This window comes from Paenibacillus sp. FSL M7-1414 (assembly GCF_038003195.1).
Lineage (GTDB): Bacteria > Bacillota > Bacilli > Paenibacillales > Paenibacillaceae > Paenibacillus > Paenibacillus amylolyticus.
In genome coordinates, this window is sequence record NZ_JBBOOS010000001.1 from 5405953 (window position 1) to 5427591 (window position 21639).

Here is a 21639-nt window from a genome sequence, read left to right on the forward strand (position 1 = left end):
GTCCTCCTTCAAAAGAAATCATCCAATTTGACATCAAAACGCGCAGTCTTTTGCTCAACTGGTGCGGGTGTTGCAGTAGGCGCACCCTGTAGACCAAAGTAATTCATCACAATCGGAAGCACTTCTTCATCTGTCAGCATAGCCATGCCTCCAACCGCCTTTCTCTTGGCTTCTGCCTCTATTGCCACCAAACTCTTGGCAATCGTCCTGTCAGCAACCATTACCTGATCCGCAGTACCAGGATTAGCCTGCACATGCTTAATCAAGAAATCCCCAATCACCTTGATATATGCGTTCGTACCTGTACCATCCATTTCAGCCCTCAACTTTGCTATTGCTGCTTCCATGTTCCTTCCTCCATTCATTGCGTTTTTTTACCCAAGCAAGCGCACGGTCCTTGCCAGTATCCTGTATCACATAAGACACGCCTTCCGGCACCATAATGTCTGGTGCCACAGTCAACATGCCGTAATCTGTTCGAACATCTTTATCAGCTGCTATCGGATCGAAGAGGGATATGACCAACTTGAGACGATCCAACGTATAGCCTTGATCGACTAGTGAAGCCACAGCCCTATCAATGCGCGCCCTCATTCCATATCCGGCATATGATTGGCGTAACTCAATGGCCCTCTGCTCTAATTTGGTGAGCTTGTCCGCTTCGAGTTGTTCCGCAGCTCGTGAAAACAATGGGATGTATCGATACTGATCCTTTACCTTTGCCGCATAAATGTATCCGGCTGGTTGCTCATCTTCAGCCACACCAGCGCCCAGCTCCCCGCAGCGCCTTTGCCCCAGCAAAATATCACCTATGGGCCGATCCATATTCCAGCGCCCACCCGTAACCCATTCACCGTTGACTTCAACCTGCCGCGGAACGAATACCGGAATACCGCAATTCGCCACTTCTTGCTTGTTCAACCATCGGTGTAGTGGGTTCATTAGCGTTCACCCGCCTTTGCAGCCTGCATAGCTGCTGCATTACGCATCATTTCGGCATACTCTTCATCGGATGGCCCTTCATCCTTACCAGATTCGTTTGAAACGATTGGAATTACTGGCTTTTGAGGCTTGCCGCCTCCCGCGCCGCCGGAACCCTTTCCGCCTTTTGCCTTATCCGAGCGCATCTCCAAAACCAAAGTGCCGAACTTTTCCCTGAATTTACTGCCAGATAGTACATTTTTCCGCCAAAACACGCTTTTCGGTAGCCAGTCCATCACATCACGAATGAGATTCTTGTCTTCCTGGCCGTCAACTTCGACCAGCAGCCGGAAATCATCTGCCCATGTCTGCATGTTCGAGCGTTTCGTCAAGTGCAAAACACCTTCTGCTTCCGCGAATCCATCAATTTTTTCTTTCAGATAGTTCGCCATTTTCAGAAACGCATTTCCTTCTTCGTAGACCCGCTTTACTTTTTTTTGGGAACCTTTTTCCGGTTTTTCGCCCGTTTGCGAATCCGGCGAGGCCGAGCTTTCGGCGGTCTGTTCGGATTTCGGGTTTTGACCTTGATCTTGGTTTGGATCTGGGTTTGGCTCTTTTTCTGGGTCTGGTGGTATATCTTTAATATCTTTCTTATTCTTAATCTCTATCTCTATCTCTGCATCGGATTTCGTTGGGATGTCCGTTGGACTTCCTTTGGACTTCTTAGGGACAGGGGTAGAAGAGGACTTTGCTTTCTTTTCCTCTTCTCGCTTCTCAGCCTTTCGAGCAGCGTCCTTTTCTTTGTTCTGAATGATCTTTCCGCCTATATCCATCCAGTTAACAATCCCGCGCCCCGCCTCAGTTTCTTCAATATACCCAGCTTCATTCAGAGCAGAAATAAGTTCCTCCGGATCTCCCTTGAAATGCATTACATCCGCAATGTCTGCTGCTTCAATTTCACTTATGTCTCCATCCGGTGCCCAGTCTACCGCCCACCACCAAAACATGTGTAATGCCCCTACCGCAGTCGGCCTATCCATACCTGTACGGCGGCAAAGTTTGCCTGTTTTGGGGTCTCTGTCTGTCGCTACGTAGCTTTTTATCCATAACATTTTTAGATTTCCACCGCCTTCAATCCGACATGGGCAGGACATCCGCACACCGTCCAGTGGATGTCCGTTGGACATCTTGCGGACATCCTATGCATGTCCTACTTCCAATATTGTTTGCCGTCTCCGACTGTGTAGTAAATGTAAAGCTCAGCCTGCTTGTTCACCTTCCATGCCCGTCCGTCGGTGGTTTCATCCACCCAGTTATGGCAAGTTCCCATAGCCGTTTTTGGACCACACAGGACAACGATATTCCACGGTGAACGTCCTGTACCGTACTGGCTTGCATTGATCATATGTGCACGTTCAAAACGGTAACGTGGTACACTGCAACCACAACGCTCACATTTCGTGTACCCCGCCTCGCTGGAGCGTCTGTATACTTCCTTATCCACCTTGGCAGTAATAGCCGTGTGCTGTCCCTGAGTAAGCTTACGGCGCTTATGCTTAGGCTTAGGAACAGGATTCAAACCAAACTCAGCCATGTACTCCGCCTCCTGTTATATGCATTTCAATCCGCACCCGTAGGCGCAGCTCATAAATCTTTTCTTTCACCGAATTTAGCTCGTTCTTCCAATAAGCCTTTTGCTCCAGTGCATCAGCTTCTATCATTCGCAGTTCAGCAGTTGCACGTGCAGCCGCTACTTCCTTCTCACCGCGCTTGGCCGTAGCCCGAGCTTCAGCGTCAACATTGTCACGCAATACGTGTATTTTGGCGTAATCTCCATCCTTCTGAGCCGAAACACGACCCATGATCATGTGAGCATCTGTAAGCAGACGAATCTTCTCTACCATTCCGCCTGGGGAGTACTCGTCGTACTGATCAGCTTCCTCGCGGAGTCGTTTGATCTGCTTGACGTACTCGCTCATTTGCTCAGCACTGGTACGTGATTCGTATAGTTCACGGAGATAATCGTTAATGTCCACCGCTTACCTCCTTGTGTTGTTATTTGAAATTTGATATGATTGCCGTAATTATTTTTGAATAGCTTTGAACCGAATGACTACGCGGACCAGGCGTGGTCATTTTTCTTTTAACAGTGCAATGTATTCCTTATGGTGACGATCGTTACAGAATGTCAACTTGCCTGCCTGAACATAACTGTCTCCGTATTCGATTTTCCGAAAGCATAGAGGGCAATTACCAATATGACGCTTTGGTTTCTTCTTACTCTTAGATACAACAGGACCGCCTTCGGTACGTTGAATCTTATCCTCAATCTTCTTCCTATCTGCATGTAACTGCTTGAGCTGCTTTCCATCTGTTGAATCCATGATCTTTCTGCAAATTTCGTTATGCTGTTTGCGTAGTTCCCGACGTTTGTTCTGCATCCCATTCCCCTCCTTCCATACTTAGAAATGAAAGTGAGTCATCAAACCAACTCGCTGTGTCAGGATGTTCAGATTGCATTTGCTTCAAAAGTTGAATGCGCAATTGTAACTGCTGATTCATGTGTCTGCCCCTCCTGTATTCCAAGATCCGTTTTTAAATCAGATATCTCTTTATCCAACCAGTCGTTTCCGGCATCCATTGTCTGCTCACTATCACGGAATGTGATGAGGCTCTGTAGATGGACCCATGCGAACCAATTCAGAGATACAAATTCAGACATGCTATATCCCCCCTTGTGTTTTCCTTTCCAACTTTCCAATACATTGTTGCACCGTCCGAATACATTGTTACATTCAGCAAACTGTTAAACCGCAGAATTTGAAGCTTCCTTTTTTTGATCTAGCCAACTGAAAAAATCTCTCTTATCTACCTTTCGGGAGATACCAATTGTAAAATTCGGTATCCCACCCGACTCTGGTTTGACATCAAAGAGTGAATAGACTGTGCTACGAGATAAACCAAGGTAGTTTGCGATTAACTGAGCAGACAGGATATCTGGCATCTCGCTAGCAGTAAGAATTTTAGCCATGTGTTTAACCCCCTAGGATACATATGTCTTTTTTGCTCGTTCACTAAAAGAGACCTCTTCGCCAAAAAAAATATAGTCTCTTGGAGTGTGGTAAACAGATTCAATCCTTTCAACATTCGTCCATTTTATTGCGGTCGAATCCTTTTCCCAAGACCTGAGCGTTGGAGGCGTTATCCCCAACAAATTTGCTGCTTCCGCTTGTGTATAGCCTAGCTTTACTCGCAATGATCTAAGAGTGTTTTTGAGGTTCAACGGGACATCTGCCAAGTGCAATCCCTCCTTTCATGTTTTTCATTTTAGTTCTCTTTTGGTGAACTGTCAACAATGTATTTCCTCTTTTAGAAAACTTTTTTGCTATTTTGTATTGTAAAAGTTCTCTAATGGGTATACTATTACAGAGGAAGCGATAATTCTTAGGAGGCGTTAAACTTTGGTTGAAAATGATGTAAAACATATATTTGGTAAGAACATTTTGAAGTTAAGGAAAAACAAAAATTTGTCTCAACAGGCATTAGCTGAAGCACTTAACTTAGGAAAGACTACTGTTTCCCAATGGGAATCAGCTCAAAAACTGCCTAATGCCGGAAGCATTGAGAAAATAGCATCTTTTTTCAATATTCCAAAGAGCGCTCTATTTGAAGAAGGATCTAGCCAATTCAGCACATTCGGCCGTATGGTAAGTGTACCTATAGTCGGGAAGATATCTTGCGGAAATGGCATCCTCGCATTCGAAGAAGTTGAAAATTATGAAGACACACCAGCAGATTGGGTGTCAGATGGTGACTATTTTTATTTGATTGCTAAAGGTGACAGCATGATCGGTGCACGCATACATAATGGAGACTTGTTGCTAATTAACAAACAAGAGACAATAGAGGATGGTGAAATCGCTGCGGTTCTAGTGAATGATGAAGTCTATTTAAAAAGGGTCTTTCGTCAAAATGGAAGCATAATATTGCAATCAGAAAATGCAGCTTATCCCCCTATTGTCGCTTCACCAAACAACGGTAATGAGATTTACATTATTGGGAAATTGAAAAAAGCTATAGTTAATTTTTAAGGAGGTCTTTTTGATGCCATATGTCAGACAGAAGGGTAAAGGATGGCAGTATACTGTAAACGTTGGGATTGATCCTGCTACAGGTGCTAGAATACAAAAGTCCAAGGGTGGTTTCAAATCCGATAAACTGGCTTATAAGGCTGGGGTTTTACTTGAAGAGGAAATTGCTAACGGTTTATATACTTCTGATAAAGGTATGACTTTTGAAGAACTTAAAGATGAATGGTTTGAAATGTACCGTACAAGCGGTAAAGTGAAAATTAGTTCTGTTAGAATCAGAGAATATGAGTCGAATAAGTTATTACCTTTTTTTGCAAAACTAAAAGTAAAAGATATAACTAAAAAGATGTACCAATCTGCCATAAACAAACTGCATGAAGAAGGACTCGCTCATATAACACTCAGTGGTATACAGAGCACAGGGAAGATGATTTTTAAAAGAGCTATGGAGAAAGATATTATAAAAGTTGATCCTACTCAATATTCATACATCCCCAAAACTCAAAAATCGGTAGAGGAAATCGAAGCCGAGGAAGAGGCGGTAAAGTATTTAGAGAAAGAAGAGCTTGCCCTACTCTTAAAAACTGCCGCTACCAAAGGTGGTCCCCAGGATTACGTTATTTTCATGTTGTTATCTTATACTGGAATGAGACTAGGTGAATTGATTTCTTTAAAATGGAGAGACGTAGACTTTGAAGAAGGCGTGATAAGCATTACTAAAACCTGCTACAACCCCAAAGGGAAGATTAAAGATTACAAGCTTATTCCACCAAAAACAATGAAATCAAAAAGAAAAATTGAGATAGATCTATTTGTTGTTCAAGAACTGAAGAACCACATGCACTGGCAAAAAGAAATAAAGATGGCCAACAGAAAAAGATACCATGACGAAGGATTTGTTATAGCTAGAACCGATGCTGAATTTGCTGGTTATCCTGAAATAGCAAAGGCGATCCAAGTTAAAATGAGAAGATTTATGAAGTCGGCGGGTTTGAATCCAAGTTTGACACCTCATTCATTGAGACATACGCATACCTCCCTCCTCGCTGAAGCAAGAGTAGACCTTCAAGAAATCATGGATAGGCTAGGCCACAAAGATGACAACACAACTCGGAATGTTTATCTACATGTAACCAAGACAAAAAAGAAAGAGGCTGCTCAGAAATTCTCTGACCTTATGAGTGAAATTTGATTTGTGGTCAAAAAGTGGTCAATGCAAAATAAATAGCAGAAAAAACCCTTTATATCGGGCTTCTATACGCATCACCCGTCATGTATACCATGAAGGATGGCTTTTTTCCTGCTTATTTTTGCAAAAAAATTAAAAATAGTTCGTTATGCAGTCAACCAGACCCCTGCCCAGGCGGCAAACACCCCAACTAGAACCGAACTTACAACGTAGAGCGCCGCGCTTGCGTATCGTTGTCGACCCATAAGTCCTAACGTCTCATAACCAAAGGTAGAGAACGTGGTGTACGCACCGCAAAATCCGGTTCCCCACATCACCCAGATTCCATCTGAGATCATTGCAGATTCATGCCACCCATATAACAACCCAAGCAACAGTGAACCACTGATGTTGATGATCCATGTTCCCCATGGAAAGGCCATTCCCAGCAAGCCAGAGACCCATTTTCCCAGACTGTAACGCAGTACCGCACCCAGCACACCTGCAAAACCAATCCACAGGATCATGAGGCATCACCCTCTTGTCTTTGTGCTCCCGACATACGATGTCCAAGGCTCATTCCCAGCGCACAAAGCAACAATCCTGCCAACAGACTCACGATCATATAAATAGCGGCACTGATCCATTCGCCCCCTTCGGATAAACGAACAATATCCAGTGTAAACGTGGAGAATGTCGTAAATGCGCCTGTAAAACCTGTACCAATCGCCAGTCGAAGTTGTGGTGTTATTTTGCCTGGAACAGCTATGGTAAAGAACCAACCCAAAAAAAGGCTGCCCATCGCATTGATTAACAGCACTGCCCATGGAAATCCCCCATGGACAGTTGGTATCGCTAACTGTATAGCATATCGGGTTAATGTGCCGAGAAATCCACCCGCCCCTATATACAAAAGCTCTTTCATGTTGTGTGCATCTCCCGAGTGATCTGACTGATCTTATAGATCTCTGCGCCGCTGTTGGTTCAGCCTGATCTTCGATTCGTTACCCTGCTCCGTTGCCTCATAGAATACTCTCCGTGAGAGCTGCTTTGGCAAATATTCTTGTTTCACGTAATGCCCCGGATAGTTGTGTGGATATTGATAACCCTCATGTCCAAGCTTCACGGCACCCGAGTAATGCGTATCTCGCAAGTGAAGCGGAACTTCTGCCGATTTTACCTCATCAATCGCGTTCATGGCTTTGGAAATGGCGGTGTACACCGCATTGGATTTTGGACTTTCTACTGCAAACAAAATCGCTTGTGCAATGTTCAGCTTGGCTTCAGGCCAGCCGTTATTTCGGTACGCATCAAGTGCTCCAATCGCCTGAGTCATGGCTTGCGGGTTCGCAAGTCCAATATCTTCACTACTTGCTGCAATCAGGCGCCGAATGAAGGTCATCGGGTCCATGCCGAGCTTCTCCACCGCGTATAGAAACCAGAACAACGCCGCATCACTGGAACCCCGAATACTCTTGTGAAATGCAGACAACACATCATACTGTGTCGATTCATCCGCCTTCACAATGGGACGCCGAATAGACTCTTCAGCTACGCCAAGCGTAATATGAATGGATCCATCCTTCTCCGGTGGCGTCGTCAACGCAGCCAGTTCAAGCGCATTAAGCGCACGCCGAATATCTCCGTTGGCCATCGTAGCAATATGTTCAAGCGCCTCATCGTCCGCCTGCAGTTCCATGAACCCCAGACCTTTGTCCGCATCACTCAATGCTCTGTGCATTGCAATTAGGGAATGATCCTTATTTAGCGATTCTAGCTGGAACAGAGTAGAACGGCTCATCAAGGCTCCATTGACATAATGAAAGGGATTCTCTGTTGTTGCGCCGATAAAAATAATCGTGCCCTTCTCTACCGCTGGCAATAACGCATCCTGACGTGAACTGTTAAACCGATGTACCTCGTCGAGGAACAGAATGGTTTTGGTTCCATACAGCTGTTTGTTCGTTTGCGCCTGTTCGATGACTTCACGCACATCCTTAACGGAAGCTTCCACTGCATTCAGACGTACGAACTGTCCTTGCGTTTGCTGGGAAATAATATGTGCCAAGGTTGTCTTGCCACATCCCGGAGGGCCGTATAACAAGATGGACGAAATCTGATCAGCCTCGATGGCGCGCCGGAGTAATTTCCCCGGTCCAATAATATGTTCCTGTCCAATATATTCATCCAGATGCTCTGGCCGCAAGCGGTCCGCGAGCAGTCTAGCTTGTGGTTTTGAGTCCTGTTGAAACGAAAATAAATCCATTGCTCATCACTTCCTTAACGGATTGCCTTGCCTTGAATACAATTACACTTCTGATGGTTCTCCACTCTCTATCATATCATACTCTCGCGGTAACATAGCCATAAATGCATGAAGTGCACTGCTGACAAAGGCATCCTTGCGAGTAATAAAATGAGTCATCATGCGATTCATACCTACGGGGAGTGTATGCGTGCGCAATAATCCATTTTTGATCTGATGCCTAATCACAATCTCTGGTAATAAGGAAATTCCCATACCGGACGTAACTCCACTAATAATCGCTTCAAGGGTTCCGAATTCCATAATTACTGGACGGGTAACACCACCCACCTCTAACCATTCCTCCAAAACCTGACGATAGGAACACCCCATGCTGTAGACAAGAATAGGTTTACTCTTAAGATCTTCATCCGTAGGACCCATACCAGAATAGACAACAAATAGTTCCTCATCAAATACGGGAATAGAAACGATATCAGGATGATCACAGGGACAGCCTATAAATGCTCCCTCCAATTCATACCCAATAACCTGATCCATAAGCATCTGCGAATTGCCAGTAACCAGTGACAAGGAGACATCTGGATACTGTTTGTAATATCTGACGAAAAGTTCAGGTAGCCGCACGGCCGCTGAGGTTTGTGTAGAACCTATTCGCATTGGACCCGATGGTGTGCTCGTCGCCCGAAGCGCCTTGGAAGCATCATTCAGCAAGCCAATAATTTTATCTGCATAGGTCAGTAGCATCTCTCCGGCTGGAGATAACGTCATGCCTCGGTTATGACGAATGAACAACGTTGTACCTACTTCTGCTTCCAGATGCCGAATTCGTGCCGTTACGTTGGATTGAACATACCCCAGTTTAGAGGCAGCTTTGGTCAGATTCCCTTCCTGTGCAACACACTGAAATATTCTAAGATCCCCGCTCTCCATGGTCCCTCCACTCTGACATCATTCAAAATGATATCCGCTTCATTACCAATCATTATACTTCATGTGTAAACCGGACTACAATTCATGTAGATCCCAAACCAGTCATCTGACTGGTTGATGATAAGGAGTGTTCAGCATGACATACTGGAAAAATAGAGTTGCTCTGATCACAGGTGGTGGAACAGGTATAGGACGTGCTGTAAGTGAGATGCTCGCTGAACGCGGAGCCTTGGTCGCTGTCAACTATTCCCGCTCACAAGATGCAGCAAGAGAGACTGTTCAACACATTTTGGATACGGGAGGCTATGCATTCGCCGTTCAAGCTAATGTTGCCAATGATCTTGATGTCCGGCGGATGGTCACTACAATAACTGAAACCTACGGCCCGATCACTGCACTTGTAAATAACGCCGGAATCACGCGTCATATCCCCATGCACGATCTGGAGTCTGTTACAGATGACGTCTGGAATGAGCTACTTGATGTGAATGTGAAAGGCATGTTTCATTGCGCTCGTGCAGTGACGGAAGGCATGAGACAGGCTGGCGGTGGTTCTATCGTGAATTTGGGCAGCATCGCAGGCAGTATGGGCTCGGGCTCCTGCCTCCCTTACGCCGTCTCCAAAGCGGCCGTTCACGGTCTAACTTTATCACTTGCGCACGCACTCTCACCACACATTCGGGTGAATGCTATCGTCCCTGGCGCAGTTGCTACAAGGTGGTGGGCTGGAAACGAGGAGCGAATGTATCGTCTTGGTGGAGAAGTGTTATTACAGCATATTGCCTCACCTGAAGATATCGCACACATGATCTGTGCTGCGCTGGAACAGCAATCCATGACCGGGCAACTAATTACTGTAGATAGCGGACAGACGTTATGAGCTCCAGTCATGATAAAGATACCCGGATCATCAAACCATTGAAATATACATTATTGATCATTTTGACAACGTTAATCATGGGCACTTCTTTTCCAGTTGGCAAGATCGGCATGTTATATGCCCCACCTTTCCTGCTCATGGGCATACGTTATATACTGGCAGGTGGCTTGATGGCCTTGTTCCTTCGTAAACGTCCTTTGCCTACTGGATGGCAGTCTTGGTTGAAAATAATCCTTATTGGCCTGTTCCAATCCGCAGGAGTGATGGGCTGCGCCTACTACAGCATGAACTGGATTACATCCGGTGAATCCGCCATTATTACGTTTACCAATCCGCTACTGGTCATTATCCTCAGTGCTCTCTTATATAGAGTGACCTACCGTTTCAGTCAGTGGATCGGTGTTATACTCGGTTTCATCGGGATTATGTTAACCTTTGGAATGCAAATGAGCTTTAGCCCCGGAACCTGGATTGGATTTGGTGGAGCGATCTCCTTTGCCGTGTCCACATTGCTCATCAAACGCTGGGGCAATGGCTACGATACTTTTGTCTTAACAGCCTATCAGATGCTTGCTGGAGGTGCTGCGTTGCTTCTGCTGAGCGTATGGACTGAACAGCCTCACTTTACGATCAATACCACCTCGGTTATGGCGCTGCTCTGGTTAACGCTTGTTTGCTCCATCATTCAGTTCTCACTCTGGTTTTATCTGCTGCAGAATAGTGACCCAGCCCAAACCAGTTCGTATCTGTTTCTGGCGCCGTTCTTTGGTGTACTATCGAGTTGGATTTTACTAGGAGAGCACGTTCAGTGGTTTGCATTAGCAGGCGGTTTATTTATTGGTGTTGGCATATTCCTGGTGAACCGTCGCTCATCCAGAATGAGAAATAGCGTAACATAAACTTGAACTCCCCATCGTTCTTCCTTGGAAGATTAATCATTTCTCGCACAAAAGCAAAAAAGGCATGCGCTTATGGGACTCTCCATAAACGTCATGCCTTTTTCTGTATAAATAAACTTTATCTAGCCAAGCTCTGGCCAACCCTGAATGGTTACGGACTCGCCATCGGGATTATGTGTTGCAGCCGCATAGATCGGCAGTACACCGTCATGGAACAACCACAACTCGTGCAAGGCCCGTGTACAACCAACGTACAACAGCTTTGCATCACCCGCATTTGGCAAATAATGCTTCTGGTCTACGTCTGCCACAATAACGGCATCAAACTCCAACCCTTTGGACAAGTAGACCGGTAAAACGGAGTGTCCACCCGTGTACTGCTTTTTGCCACCATCGATCAGGTTTAGATCCCAGCCTGCGTCCTGAAGTTCACGATGAAGTTCCTCTGCTTCATGCAGTGTACGGGTCAGGATGGAGACCGTTCGGTAGTCTTTGACCGTTAACTGCTTCAAAGCCTGCTCCAGACTCGCCGTCCGCCCTTCGCCTCCATAAGCCAACGTCCGAACCGGATCACCACTACGGAAAACAGGAATCGCCGTAATCCCGCTCTTGACGCCCCGTTCCAGAATCGTGTTGGCATAATCGATAATTTCCATCGTTGAACGATAACTTCGGGTCAATGCAAAGTATGCATTCTGTTCCTCAGGAAATAGAGAACTCACCTCTTCCCACGCATGAACACCACGGTACTCATGAATGCCTTGAGACAAGTCACCCAGTATGGTGAAGGAATGCCCTTTGACGAACTGATCCAATAACGCCACATGAAAAGGGGAAAAGTCCTGCGCTTCATCAATTACGACATGATCAAACCGCTCCGAACCCTCAATATCATGGACCAATGTATGAATGTATACCAATGCAGGCAGATCCTCTTCACGGACGATATCCTGTTTCAGATCTGCTGCGGTTTGTTTCATGACTAGTTTTGGAATAAGCCCGCTGAGCGAGGCTGGCACAGACCCACCCTTTGTAGCTTTGAACAACTGTTTGTATAGCGTAAGCGGCTCGTATTGAGGCCATTTTTTGGCATAAGCTTTCTCACGAGTAGACGCTTTTTTCTTGCGTTCTTTGCGCACAGCTTCTGGCATCGGTTTCTTAAGTTCCATCTCAATCCAGCGGTGAACTCTCGCCATGACCCGTTCTTTGCGTTTGGCTAGTGGATAATGTTTATATTCCTCACCGAACCAGTTCTCGATCTCCGTCTTGCTGAGCACCTTACCATCCCATGGACTGAAGTCCATATCCGGTACGGAATCCGCTTCCATCCCCGACAACCATTCTCGAATAAGCTCCATGAAACGGTGTGATCCTTTGTAACGCCCAGGTACATCATCATTCAATTCAGGTCGTGCATCAGGTTTTTCGAACCAGGTGTTCAATGTATCCGACGTATTCGCCAAAGGCATATCCAGCCCCAGCAGGTTCATCGCCCAATCCGGGAATGTCCGCTGTTGAATGTCCCCTACTCCAAGTTCCGGAAGCACATCCGAGATGTAATCCAGAAACATGTGGTTGGGCGCAAAAATAACCATTTTCTCTGCAGATACCTGCTCCTTGTACTGATATAGCAAAAAGGCAAGCCGATGCAGGGCAACCGTCGTTTTCCCGGATCCAGCTACACCCTGAATGATCAATGCGGTGTTTCTCGCCGCACGAATAATCAGATCCTGCTCCGCTTGAATCGTAGATACGATATCACGCAGTTTGTTATCCTTGTTCTCTCCCAAACGATAAACGAGGAATTCATCAGATACCGCTGGCTGGTCGCTGTCACGGTTATATGTATCCGCCACACGTTCCAATATCCGCTGCCGAATGACAACGTTTCGTTTCAGATATACGAGACCTTCAATAAGCCCTTCCGGGGCTTCATACGTAGCGGAGGCTTCCCCTCCCGTAAATGAGTAAAACAGGCTTGCGACAGGAGCACGCCAGTCGATGACGAGCGGATGCTCTCCCACCTCTTCGCGGTCTACGCCAATTTTGCCAATATACAGCGGTTTCCGTGCACCACTGCCCTGTTCTTCGAAATCCAAGCGTCCGAAATAGGGTTGCTGCGCGCTCTTGGACAAGGCGGTGCGGCGCTCTTCGCGTCCAGCTTCCAGCACTTGTTCTGTGAAGTCGTGGCCGGTGTATACCGGAATGTTCTGCAGTCGTTCCAGCTGACTATCCACTTCCTCCATCGTTCGCTCTAACCTGTACTCTTCTTCTTGATAGGCACTTTGAAAGCTGTCTGACATGTTTCAGTTACCTCCTAAGAATATGTTTTGCTCTGCATCGCCTAGATCTGGCAATACAAAAGGATACTTACTATATCACATAGGGCAATTGAAAGCCACATCCGTTTTTGTAGGCTTACTTTTGTAATATATGAGGCTCATCTGAATTGATAATTAATGATGGCACTGACAAGCGCACAACAACCAAACAGAATAAACCACCAGGCCCACTTGTTTCTGGCCAGCCTGCGCCTGCTGTTTAATGCGCCGTAAATCCCGATTAGCAGTACGATGGTGGAAAAACTAATCCCTAAAATCCAACCAGCCATTATACCTACCGCCCCCTTTGTTTTCAGTACACACGAACAGTCTCTCATTTCCTGGATTTTAGATGAAAAGCTCCTCCTCGAATATCCACTTGGAATTCACTTTTTCCACTTTTGTGTATTAGACAGTTGCTGTCCCCATGAAGGGGAGTCAAATCAAATTCGCTTTTTAACGCTCCTGATCTTCTTTTAAGTAAAATTCGGAAACCTTCGTTATCTGGAATGGAAACCACTACTTTTGATCCTGTGGATACGGAATGCAAGCTCTCCGGCATCTTGAGACAATCCATATTCAATCCTCTGCCTGTAGTTGTATACTGCAAGTGACGGAATTCCCCTGATATGTCGATCTTGGCTGAACTGGATTGAAGATTGAATTTATCTGCACTAAGGTGCTGCCCTTTCACTATCGATGCCAATGCGCACAGTTCAAGCTCATCCATCCTCCCTGATAGGTCTACACTACCTGAGGTGATCTTACATTGACAGCGAGTGGCCAGAAGCCGATTCAACCGGAGTTGTCCTCCTGTGGAGTTTAGTAAAATACGATCAAAAACCCGATCAGGAAGCTGAATCTCCAATGCTGTTCTAGCAATATTTATTCCAACGAGGCCTCTCCTTTTTCTCCCGTCCACAATGCTTAAGGTATCCCCTCGTATGTTAACTTGCATCAGCCTTCGCTTGGAAAAGCACGCATCCGCATATTGCATAACGTGAATCAGTTCATCCACACTCGGAAGAACTCTGATATCTCCTGACAACCAATTTAACTGTATATCATGAATGGGTTGATCAATGTCTATGCTCTTGCATATGGCAAGCTCACTACTTTTCAACATCTTTTCCCTCTCCATTTCAAACAATCAGGTATATGTTTATTCCGCCTCCGCATAGCCTCCTGTGCTGGCATGGCGATTCGTAATTCGCTGAATGAGCTGTTCGCTAACGATATCTGCTCCCAAGAGCTTCATCATGTGTTGCAAAAACTTAAGCCTTTCCAATGTCTGCTCCTGATCTCTGCCAAAAAGAAGAGGGTTAATCCAGATATTAACGAGCAACATGAAGATTTCAGCACACTCCAGCGGATATTCGACTGAAATGGACCCATCTTCCTTGCCTTGTTCCATAATATTGGAAATAATTCGTGCATCCTTCAGAACACCTTTTCTGATCCCTCCAAGAACAAACTGCGGATTCTTGATCTGAGTGCTTAGAACCTGATCAATTGAGTTGGACTGGATTCCAGGATCAACGATAATATTTTCCAAAATACTGATGAGCTTCTGCCTGGCATTCGGAGCATGCGTGTTCTGGATGAGTTCCATAAACATTTCTTCTGCCCGCCCAAGCTCCTTCTCCATCACAGCACTAAGGATATCCTCCTTGGATTTGAAATGATGATATATTGCACCTTTGGACATACCTAATTCATCTATAATGTCTTGAATACTGGTCTTTTCATATCCCTTTTCGGTAAACATTTGAGTTGAGACAGTCAGAATCAGGTCCAGTGTCTGCTCAGGATATTTATTTCTGGCCATAAGTTCCTCCTTATACATACCAACGGTCGGTATCTATAATATAGAGTATGTTGGTCTTATTGTAAATATGAGGAATTTAAAGGATGAGCAAAAAGGATCTCCGTTGAAATACCTCATGGGTATTTCAATGGAGATCCTGCATTAATGAGAATTACTCTTCGTTTTGTACTGTAGTTGCATTGCCTTCCTGTGCCACAAACTGTTTCTGCGCTAATTCACGGTATACCGGATGATTGCTAATTAATTCCGTATGAGTTCCTGTTCCGGTAACATGCCCATGCTCCAATACAACAATCTGATCGGAATCCACCACTGTGGACAATCGGTGCGCGATCACGATCGTAGTTCTTCCTTCCATCAGATTGGACAATGCTTGCTGTACTTCATACTCCGAGGTGCTGTCCAGACTGGATGTCGCTTCATCCAACATAAGAATATCCGGACTGCGCAGTAAGGCACGAGCAATAGCAATCCGCTGACGTTGGCCCCCGGATAACTTGATTCCCCTCTCGCCCACTTCCGTGTCATAGCCCTGTGGCAGCTTGTCGATAAAGTCGGCAGAATAGGCCATCTCAGCAGCTCGCCGGATCTCATCCATCGTGGCCTCACGACCTAATCCGTACGTGATGTTGTCTTTGATCGTACCCGCCATAAGTGGACTTTCCTGAGATACATACCCAATCTTGCTGCGCCAGGAGGCCAAAGAATAATCTGTTATGGCTTGTCCCCCATATGAAATATGGCCTGAATCGGGCATATAAAACTGCTCCATCAAAGAGAACAGTGTTGATTTGCCGCTACCGCTTGGACCGACAATGGCTGTCACTTTTTGTGTAGGTACCGTCAAATTGATTCCGTGCAACACTTCCTCACCTGTAACATAGGAAAAATGTACATCATGGAATGCAATCGTCTCATTTCCTTTTGGCGCTACCTTAGTGCTGTCATGTGGCTCTTCCTCATCGGCAAGGATCGCTTGTATGCGCTCCGTTGCACCTACGACTTTTTGCAAACGAGAGTATAACGTCGTGAATTGTCCCATTGGCATAATGACCTGGAACAACAGTAAAATGAACGCAACCAGTTCACCAGGCGACAACAGTCCAGACGCTACGCGCATTCCCCCCACACCCAGAATAACGACTAGAACGGCAGTCATGACAAATGTAAACAAAGGACCGATCAGAGCAAGAATGCGCGCTTCCTGCAAGCCAAAAGCAAACATTTTACGAATCCGGGAATCTCCTGCTTCCACTTCCTGTTTCTCCGTTCCGTAAGCTTTCACCAAACGGATCTCGCCAATAACCTGACTGAGCACGGACGTAAGACCAGCCATCTCATCCTGCTGCTTCTTGGAGATCTTGTACATTTTCTTCCCGACCGGCAACAGAATCAACAGCGTAAGCGGCACCAGACTCAGAATAATGAGCGACATCACCCAATCCAAGTAAAATAGTAATGCCACGCCACCCACAACAGCAACGATGTTGGATACAAAGGAAACCAGATAATCCGCGATCAACGTCATGATCTGGCTTGTATCATTCGTAATCCGGCTCATCGTATCGCCTGTACGATTCCGATCGAAATACGGCATTCGCAGCGACAATACCTTGTTCCACAGCTTGGTGCGAAGTGTTGCGACCACCCGTTGTCCGGCGTAATTTAACATATAAATGCTAATACCCGAGGCAATCGCCTGAATCACAAATGCCCCAAGCAATAACAAAATAACAGATTTGTTCAATGCCGAAGTGGTTAATCCATCAATCAGACCTTTGGTCATCAATGGCACGATCAGTCCGGCTGTTGTTTGAATCAGGGTTAAGATGAGGGCCAGAATCAAGATCAGTTTTGGCGGGTTCGTGGAGGCGATAAGCTTGACGAAGTCCTTAAATCCCTTTTTTCCTACCTTCGGTTCATTCTGCCCTGCTTGTTGCTGCTCTTCCATTCCCGTTCCTCCCGTTCTCCATCTGCTCACCAGAGATCATACGTATGAACTTACATGACGTTGCCTTTTGTTATTACAAAACTCCATGCAACACAAAGTTGGCTAAAAAGAGGATGGAAATGCCATACATGACCACAGGCACCTGTTTACCTTGACCTGCTGCCAGCTTCGCTAATGGATAGGCAATAAATCCAAACGCCATACCGTCCACGATGCTATATGTAAATGGAATCATGACCATGATCAGAAATGCTGGAAATGCCTCTGTGAAGTCACCAAAATCCATATCTTTCACACCTTGTACCATCAGGCCACCAATAATGATCAAAATGGGCGCAATTGCACTGTCCGGAATGTAACCGAGGAGCGGGATGAAGAAAAAAGTAGCTCCGAATAACACGGCTGTAACGAGCGGAGTCAAACCTGTGCGACCGCCTGCTGCAATTCCGGCTGTAGTCTCGGCTGCAGCAACTGGAGGGCTGCTTCCGAATACGCCTGCCAATACGGTACTAATGGATAGTGCGCGTAGACTTCCTTTGAACCGCTCTGGACGACCAATCATCTGTGTCTGAGCCGTAATTAATCCGATATTTTCGAACACCACTATTAGCAGTAGCAAAAATACCGCGATCCAGAACGCGACATCAGCCAGCTTCATCAAAGACAATTCGCCAAACAAGCCGCCGTATTGACGCAATGCATCCATCGCTGATACGGACTCACCCGGGTTCACTGCTCCAAGTACATAGGCAAGACCTGTCCCGACCAGAATACTGATCAGAAGTCCACCCTGTACGTTACGTATAAATAAAATCAAGGCAAGCACCAGCGTAACGCAGGCTGTAATGACATTGGGATCATTGAAATGCCCAATCGCAACAAACGTGGTCTGATGTGCGATAACGATTCCACTTTTTTGCAAACCGATAAATGTCAGAAACAAACCAATCCCGACCGTAATGCCATGCTGCAGATTTTTCGGGATTGCTTCGCTGATCATTTTGTATAGTGACGTAAACGCAACAATAGCAAACAGTACACCTGTAACGGTTACAACGGCCAGCGCCTCTTGCCAGCTCAATTTCATGGAATGTACAAGTGTATACGTAAAAAATGCATTAATCCCCATTCCGGGTACCACGATAATCGGTGATTTTCCGCCAAATGCCATGAGCAAACAGCCTGCAATGGACGTCAGCAGGGTTCCAACCATGGCCGCCTGCAAGGGCATCCCGGCATCGGAAAGAATTGTAGCATTGACCATAACGATATAGACCACGGCAAAATAGGAAATGGCTCCCGCCACAACTTCCTTTTTCCACTGGTCTCCTGGCTCCATGCCAAGACGTCTGGTCATCCATCCGTGTTTCATTTCGTTCTATTCCCCTCTCTGTAGCCGCAAATTCATTATGTATGTATCATCATTTCGCGCAGCAGTGAATATCATACACGGTTTTGACTTTGAAGTACATGACGTAACTCTGACATTTATCTAGGAATACAGTTCGGCTATCATAGAAGATTGGACGTCCCATCCGCTCCTCTCTTGCGAAGTATGATCACACAAAAAAGCGCAGATGCCCTATCGGCATCCACGCTTCTTCAGTTGGCAGCATGTTACTGCTGTTTGTTCTCTGCAATTTCTAACAAATCCTTAATCGCAACACTGACCATAATCAGTCCGGCTACCGGAGGCACAAATGAGTTACTCGCAGGTGGCTGTTTAGCCTTACGAATTTCCGGAGCATTCTCCGGAACGATTTTCTGTGTTACGTCCTCGCGCGGTTTCATCGGCTTTTCAGTCGAGAAGACCACTTTCACACCTTTTTTGATGCCGTCTTTACGAAGTGTCGTACGTACAACACGGGCAATCGGGTCCATGGTCGTTTTCGAAATATCCGCAACCTGGAATTTCGTTGGATCCATTTTATTCGCCGCACCCATGCTGGAAATCATCGGAATTTTACGTTTTAGGCACTCTTTAATGAGATGGATTTTATAGATAATCGTATCGGATGCATCCAGCACATAATCCAGTTCATATTTGAACAATTCCTCATACGTTTCTTCCGTGTAAAACATATTCAGGGCAATCGCATCACATTCCGGATTGATCAGTTTCACACGTTCCACCATCAGGTCCGCTTTTTTCTGCCCTACTGTCGTGGTCAGCGCATGAATCTGGCGGTTAATATTGGTGATGTCCACGACGTCTTTATCAATCAGGATAATGCGCCCAACGCCGCTACGGGCAAGAGCTTCTACAGCAATTCCACCTACGCCGCCAATACCGAGCACAGCGACTGTACTATTCTTTAATGCATCCAGACCTTCAGGTCCGATCGCAAGTTCTGTTCTTGAAAATTGATGGAGCATTGAGAATCGATGCCTCCTTTATTTCTTTTCCGCTACCGGTTTACGGGCTACGCGGATGTGAAGTTGTTCCAATTGAGAGTCATCCACTTCGGAAGGTGCATTCATGAGCAGATCCGTTGCACTTGCCGTTTTCGGGAAGGCAATCGTTTCACGCAGATTCGTGCGGCCCGCCAGCAACATCACAAGACGGTCCAAACCAAAGGCAATACCACCATGCGGTGGAGTTCCATATTCGAATGCTTCCAACAGATAGCCGAATTTCTCATTCGCTACTTCTGGTGAGAGTCCAAGGGCAGCAAACATTTTCTCCTGAACATCACGTTTGTAGATACGCATCGAACCGCCACCTACTTCATAACCATTGAGAACAAGGTCATAGGCTTGAGCGCGGATCGCACCCGGATCTGTGTCAAACAGATGTACATCTTCATCTTTTGGACGTGTGAACGGATGGTGTTCTGCCACATAACGTTTTGCATCTTCATCATATCCGAGGAGTGGGAAGTCTACAACCCAAGCAAATTTGAATTTGCTGTCATCAATCAGTCCAAGTTGACGGCCGATTTTCAGACGCAGTGCGCCCAGAACGTCAGCAACCACTTTTTTCGTGTCTGCGGAGAAGAGCAGCAAGTCGCCATCTTCAGCACCAGTGCGCTCTTTGACAGCTTCGATTTCTTCAGGCGTGAAGAACTTCACGATTGGCCCTTTGAACTCGCCGTCTTTCACTTGAATCCAAGCCAGACCTTTCGCACCGTAACGTGCAGCAAATGGTCCAAGATCATCAATCTCTTTACGGCTCCATGTGCCACAGCCTTTAGCGTTCAGCACTTTCACTTCTCCACCTTTTTCGATGACAGAAGCAAATACTTTCACACCACTGTTTGCTACGATATCGTTCATTTCAACCAATTCCATACCAAAGCGCAGATCTGGTTTGTCTGAACCGTATTTGCCCATTGCATCTGCATACGTAATCCGTTGGAAAGGCAGTTCCAGCTCAATACCTTTGGTTTCACGCAGCAATTTGGCCATCAGTTCTTCCATCATTGGCAGCAGGTCATCCTGTTGCAAGAAAGAAGTCTCGATGTCGACTTGAGTGAATTCTGGTTGACGGTCTGCACGCAGATCCTCATCCCGGAAACAACGAGCGATCTGATAATAACGCTCAACGCCACCCACCATCAGCAATTGTTTGTAGATTTGTGGGGATTGTGGCAAGGCGAAGAATTCACCTTCATGCACACGGCTTGGTACGAGATAATCACGCGCACCTTCCGGGGAGCTCTTGGTCAGGATTGGTGTTTCCACCTCAACGAACTCTTCTCCATCCAGGTAGTCACGGAACACTTTGGACGCTTTGGAACGCAGTTTCAGTGTTTCGAACATTTCCGGACGACGCAGGTCCAGGTAACGATATTTCAATCGAAGGGATTCATCAACTTCGACACCATCTTCAATGAAGAATGGAGGTGTTTTAGCTGCGTTCAGCACTTCGATTTCTGTAATTTGAACTTCAATTTCGCCAGTAGGCAGGTTTTTATTAACTGTTTCAGCATCACGTTTAACAACTTTACCCGTTACAGCGATAACATACTCGCTACGTACGCGATCTGCGATTTGCAGAGCTTCACCGGAATAAGCCGGGTTAAAGACAACTTGTACAATCCCGCTGCGATCACGCAGGTCGATGAAGAGTACGCCCCCCAAGTCACGACGGGTCTGAACCCAACCGTTCAATGTTACTGTTTCACCGATGTGTGCGGGTGTTAATGCGCCGCAATGATGACTTCTTTTCATAACCAAACTCCTCATTATGTGAATTTCCGTTCTGTATGGGCAGTTAGTGCCTGCTCTTCAACAGTCCGGTTACGTGTAGACCATGTATTCAAAAAGGCATGTTACCTCTGGCTCGCCAACTTCCGCTTAATTGGAATCGTCGGTGAACCACAGTACTTTTGCCGGATCAATTGTTTTACTCGAAAGTTTTGATCTTAATGTAACACTT

Annotated in this window: 25 protein-coding genes; 4 read left to right on the top strand and 21 right to left on the bottom strand. The window is 46.0% G+C overall.

Going from position 1 to position 21639, the window contains the following annotated elements; translation table 11 throughout:
• Positions 1–8: 8 nt before the first annotated feature.
• The 9 genes from MHH92_RS23575 to MHH92_RS23615 form a co-directional block, all read right to left on the bottom strand.
• Positions 9–347, bottom strand: coding sequence for a hypothetical protein (locus MHH92_RS23575; RefSeq protein WP_340906737.1), 339 nt, complete (start codon positions 345–347; stop codon positions 9–11).
• Positions 316–942 (bottom strand): hypothetical protein, encoded by a 627-nt coding sequence (locus tag MHH92_RS23580; protein ID WP_340906739.1) that lies wholly within the window; start codon positions 940–942, stop codon positions 316–318. Before MHH92_RS23580 ends, MHH92_RS23575 begins: the two co-directional genes overlap by 32 nt.
• Positions 942–2108 carry a hypothetical protein gene (locus MHH92_RS23585; RefSeq protein ID WP_340906740.1) on the bottom strand — a complete coding sequence of 389 codons (1167 nt, stop codon included), beginning with the start codon at positions 2106–2108 and terminating at the stop codon, positions 942–944. The genes MHH92_RS23580 and MHH92_RS23585 overlap by 1 nt, the downstream gene beginning before the upstream one ends.
• Before the next feature lie 23 nt (positions 2109–2131).
• On the bottom strand, positions 2132–2515 hold the full coding sequence (locus MHH92_RS23590) for a hypothetical protein (protein WP_340906742.1): 384 nt from the start codon (positions 2513–2515) through the stop codon (positions 2132–2134).
• On the bottom strand, positions 2508–2957 hold the full coding sequence (locus tag MHH92_RS23595) for a hypothetical protein (RefSeq protein WP_340906743.1): 450 nt from the start codon (positions 2955–2957) through the stop codon (positions 2508–2510). The genes MHH92_RS23590 and MHH92_RS23595 overlap by 8 nt, the downstream gene beginning before the upstream one ends.
• A 96-nt stretch (positions 2958–3053) precedes the next feature.
• On the bottom strand, positions 3054–3362 hold the full coding sequence (locus MHH92_RS23600) for a hypothetical protein (protein WP_340906745.1): 309 nt from the start codon (positions 3360–3362) through the stop codon (positions 3054–3056).
• 68 nt (positions 3363–3430) lie between these two features.
• Positions 3431–3643 (bottom strand): hypothetical protein, encoded by a 213-nt coding sequence (locus tag MHH92_RS23605; RefSeq protein ID WP_340906746.1) that lies wholly within the window; start codon positions 3641–3643, stop codon positions 3431–3433.
• An 84-nt stretch (positions 3644–3727) separates the two neighbouring features.
• Positions 3728–3952 (bottom strand): helix-turn-helix domain-containing protein, encoded by a 225-nt coding sequence (locus MHH92_RS23610; RefSeq protein ID WP_340906747.1) that lies wholly within the window; start codon positions 3950–3952, stop codon positions 3728–3730.
• Positions 3953–3964: 12 nt separating this feature from the next.
• Complete coding sequence (locus MHH92_RS23615; RefSeq protein ID WP_340906748.1) at positions 3965–4219, bottom strand: helix-turn-helix transcriptional regulator; 255 nt, start codon at positions 4217–4219, stop codon at positions 3965–3967.
• A 163-nt stretch (positions 4220–4382) separates the two neighbouring features.
• Here MHH92_RS23615 and MHH92_RS23620 point away from each other — a divergent pair, with 163 nt between their 5' ends.
• Positions 4383–5012 carry a LexA family protein gene (locus tag MHH92_RS23620; RefSeq protein ID WP_340906749.1) on the top strand — a complete coding sequence of 210 codons (630 nt, stop codon included), beginning with the start codon at positions 4383–4385 and terminating at the stop codon, positions 5010–5012.
• A gap of 13 nt (positions 5013–5025) precedes the next feature.
• Positions 5026–6204: a tyrosine-type recombinase/integrase gene (locus tag MHH92_RS23625; RefSeq protein ID WP_340906750.1), complete on the top strand. Its 1179-nt coding sequence runs from the start codon at positions 5026–5028 to the stop codon at positions 6202–6204.
• A 143-nt stretch (positions 6205–6347) separates the two neighbouring features.
• On the opposite strand, the gene crcB is transcribed toward MHH92_RS23625, so the two are convergent.
• The 4 genes from crcB to MHH92_RS23645 are packed head-to-tail and all read right to left on the bottom strand — an operon-like array spanning position 6348 to position 9379.
• Positions 6348–6707, bottom strand: coding sequence for a fluoride efflux transporter CrcB (gene crcB, locus MHH92_RS23630; RefSeq protein WP_340906751.1), 360 nt, complete (start codon positions 6705–6707; stop codon positions 6348–6350).
• Positions 6704–7105 (bottom strand): fluoride efflux transporter FluC, encoded by a 402-nt coding sequence (locus MHH92_RS23635; protein WP_340906754.1) that lies wholly within the window; start codon positions 7103–7105, stop codon positions 6704–6706. The genes crcB and MHH92_RS23635 overlap by 4 nt, the downstream gene beginning before the upstream one ends.
• A gap of 33 nt (positions 7106–7138) precedes the next feature.
• The gene (locus tag MHH92_RS23640) at positions 7139–8446 is read right to left on the bottom strand and encodes a replication-associated recombination protein A (RefSeq protein ID WP_340906756.1); all 1308 of its coding nucleotides are present in this window, start codon (positions 8444–8446) and stop codon (positions 7139–7141) included.
• 42 nt (positions 8447–8488) lie between these two features.
• Complete coding sequence (locus MHH92_RS23645) at positions 8489–9379, bottom strand: LysR family transcriptional regulator (RefSeq protein WP_237176949.1); 891 nt, start codon at positions 9377–9379, stop codon at positions 8489–8491.
• Positions 9380–9515: 136 nt separating this feature from the next.
• On the opposite strand from MHH92_RS23645, the gene MHH92_RS23650 reads away from it, so the two are divergent.
• Positions 9516–10259, top strand: coding sequence for an SDR family NAD(P)-dependent oxidoreductase (locus MHH92_RS23650; protein WP_253502834.1), 744 nt, complete (start codon positions 9516–9518; stop codon positions 10257–10259).
• Positions 10256–11158 carry a DMT family transporter gene (locus tag MHH92_RS23655; RefSeq protein ID WP_076252952.1) on the top strand — a complete coding sequence of 301 codons (903 nt, stop codon included), beginning with the start codon at positions 10256–10258 and terminating at the stop codon, positions 11156–11158. Before MHH92_RS23650 ends, MHH92_RS23655 begins: the two co-directional genes overlap by 4 nt.
• A gap of 122 nt (positions 11159–11280) precedes the next feature.
• On the opposite strand, the gene MHH92_RS23660 is transcribed toward MHH92_RS23655, so the two are convergent.
• The 8 genes from MHH92_RS23660 to aspS form a co-directional block, all read right to left on the bottom strand.
• Positions 11281–13461, bottom strand: a complete 2181-nt coding sequence (locus tag MHH92_RS23660) for a HelD family protein (protein ID WP_340906758.1) — start codon at positions 13459–13461, stop codon at positions 11281–11283.
• Positions 13462–13598: 137 nt separating this feature from the next.
• Positions 13599–13769 (bottom strand): hypothetical protein, encoded by a 171-nt coding sequence (locus tag MHH92_RS23665; protein ID WP_340906759.1) that lies wholly within the window; start codon positions 13767–13769, stop codon positions 13599–13601.
• 44 nt (positions 13770–13813) lie between these two features.
• Entirely contained in the window at positions 13814–14605 is a 792-nt protein-coding gene (locus tag MHH92_RS23670; RefSeq protein ID WP_340906760.1) for a DUF4097 family beta strand repeat-containing protein, read from the bottom strand.
• 36 nt (positions 14606–14641) lie between these two features.
• Positions 14642–15307, bottom strand: a complete 666-nt coding sequence (locus MHH92_RS23675) for a TetR/AcrR family transcriptional regulator (RefSeq protein WP_340906761.1) — start codon at positions 15305–15307, stop codon at positions 14642–14644.
• Positions 15308–15458: 151 nt separating this feature from the next.
• Entirely contained in the window at positions 15459–17258 is a 1800-nt protein-coding gene (locus MHH92_RS23680) for an ABC transporter ATP-binding protein (RefSeq protein WP_340906763.1), read from the bottom strand.
• Between the two features lie 73 nt (positions 17259–17331).
• A complete protein-coding gene (locus MHH92_RS23685; RefSeq protein ID WP_127551056.1) occupies positions 17332–18630 on the bottom strand; it encodes an NCS2 family permease in 1299 nt (432 codons plus the stop codon).
• Between the two features lie 245 nt (positions 18631–18875).
• On the bottom strand, positions 18876–19634 hold the full coding sequence (locus tag MHH92_RS23690; protein ID WP_091020457.1) for a tRNA threonylcarbamoyladenosine dehydratase: 759 nt from the start codon (positions 19632–19634) through the stop codon (positions 18876–18878).
• Positions 19635–19652: 18 nt separating this feature from the next.
• Positions 19653–21431, bottom strand: coding sequence for an aspartate--tRNA ligase (aspS, locus tag MHH92_RS23695; protein WP_076329184.1), 1779 nt, complete (start codon positions 21429–21431; stop codon positions 19653–19655).
• Between the last annotated feature and the right edge of the window lie 208 nt (positions 21432–21639).

Coding starts and splice junctions, on each gene's coding strand:
- MHH92_RS23610 (WP_340906747.1), bottom strand. CDS start 3,952: ATGGCTAAAATTCTTACTGCTAGCGAGATGCCAGATATCCTGTCTGCT.
- MHH92_RS23680 (WP_340906763.1), bottom strand. CDS start 17,258: ATGGAAGAGCAGCAACAAGCAGGGCAGAATGAACCGAAGGTAGGAAAA.
- MHH92_RS23645 (WP_237176949.1), bottom strand. CDS start 9,379: ATGGAGAGCGGGGATCTTAGAATATTTCAGTGTGTTGCACAGGAAGGG.
- MHH92_RS23650 (WP_253502834.1), top strand. CDS start 9,516: ATGACATACTGGAAAAATAGAGTTGCTCTGATCACAGGTGGTGGAACA.
- aspS (WP_076329184.1), bottom strand. CDS start 21,431: ATGAAAAGAAGTCATCATTGCGGCGCATTAACACCCGCACACATCGGT.
- MHH92_RS23640 (WP_340906756.1), bottom strand. CDS start 8,446: ATGGATTTATTTTCGTTTCAACAGGACTCAAAACCACAAGCTAGACTG.
- MHH92_RS23585 (WP_340906740.1), bottom strand. CDS start 2,108: ATGTCCAACGGACATCCACTGGACGGTGTGCGGATGTCCTGCCCATGT.
- MHH92_RS23675 (WP_340906761.1), bottom strand. CDS start 15,307: ATGGCCAGAAATAAATATCCTGAGCAGACACTGGACCTGATTCTGACT.
- MHH92_RS23690 (WP_091020457.1), bottom strand. CDS start 19,634: ATGCTCCATCAATTTTCAAGAACAGAACTTGCGATCGGACCTGAAGGT.
- MHH92_RS23660 (WP_340906758.1), bottom strand. CDS start 13,461: ATGTCAGACAGCTTTCAAAGTGCCTATCAAGAAGAAGAGTACAGGTTA.
- MHH92_RS23665 (WP_340906759.1), bottom strand. CDS start 13,769: ATGGCTGGTTGGATTTTAGGGATTAGTTTTTCCACCATCGTACTGCTA.
- MHH92_RS23580 (WP_340906739.1), bottom strand. CDS start 942: ATGAACCCACTACACCGATGGTTGAACAAGCAAGAAGTGGCGAATTGC.
- MHH92_RS23605 (WP_340906746.1), bottom strand. CDS start 3,643: ATGTCTGAATTTGTATCTCTGAATTGGTTCGCATGGGTCCATCTACAG.
- MHH92_RS23635 (WP_340906754.1), bottom strand. CDS start 7,105: ATGAAAGAGCTTTTGTATATAGGGGCGGGTGGATTTCTCGGCACATTA.
- crcB (WP_340906751.1), bottom strand. CDS start 6,707: ATGATCCTGTGGATTGGTTTTGCAGGTGTGCTGGGTGCGGTACTGCGT.
- MHH92_RS23590 (WP_340906742.1), bottom strand. CDS start 2,515: ATGGCTGAGTTTGGTTTGAATCCTGTTCCTAAGCCTAAGCATAAGCGC.
- MHH92_RS23670 (WP_340906760.1), bottom strand. CDS start 14,605: ATGTTGAAAAGTAGTGAGCTTGCCATATGCAAGAGCATAGACATTGAT.
- MHH92_RS23625 (WP_340906750.1), top strand. CDS start 5,026: ATGCCATATGTCAGACAGAAGGGTAAAGGATGGCAGTATACTGTAAAC.
- MHH92_RS23655 (WP_076252952.1), top strand. CDS start 10,256: ATGAGCTCCAGTCATGATAAAGATACCCGGATCATCAAACCATTGAAA.
- MHH92_RS23685 (WP_127551056.1), bottom strand. CDS start 18,630: ATGAAACACGGATGGATGACCAGACGTCTTGGCATGGAGCCAGGAGAC.
- MHH92_RS23575 (WP_340906737.1), bottom strand. CDS start 347: ATGGAAGCAGCAATAGCAAAGTTGAGGGCTGAAATGGATGGTACAGGT.
- MHH92_RS23600 (WP_340906745.1), bottom strand. CDS start 3,362: ATGCAGAACAAACGTCGGGAACTACGCAAACAGCATAACGAAATTTGC.